Source organism: Aeromonas sp. PrichA-15, assembly GCF_017939245.1.
Classification (GTDB): domain Bacteria; phylum Pseudomonadota; class Gammaproteobacteria; order Enterobacterales; family Aeromonadaceae; genus Aeromonas; species Aeromonas caviae.
The window spans coordinates 1-293 of sequence record NZ_JAGKRH010000344.1; the positions used below are offsets into that span (position 1 = coordinate 1).

General features: G+C 54.9%; 1 protein-coding gene. It reads left to right on the forward strand.

The window, feature by feature from the left end; all coding sequences use genetic code 11:
- Positions 1-293, forward strand: a 293-nt coding sequence (locus J9889_RS24775) for an RNA-guided endonuclease TnpB family protein (protein WP_210558341.1), incomplete at both ends; no start/stop codon positions are given.

Sequence of the window (293 nt, forward strand, 5' to 3'; positions counted from 1 at the left end):
CAAAAAGCCAAGATCCAGCGGCTGCACTCACATATCGCCAACACCCGCCGCGATTACCTTCACAAGGTCACAACGACTATCAGCAAAAACCACGCGATGATCGTCATTGAGGATTTGAAGGTTGCCAGCATGTCAAAATCAGCAGCAGGCACGACCAGTCAGCCGGGGCGCAACGTCCGGGCAAAATCAGGGCTGAATCGTTCGATATTAGATCAGGGCTGGTTTGAGCTGCGCCGCCAGCTCGAATACAAGCAGGCATGGCGAGGTGGTCAGGTGTTGGCGATAAACCCGGC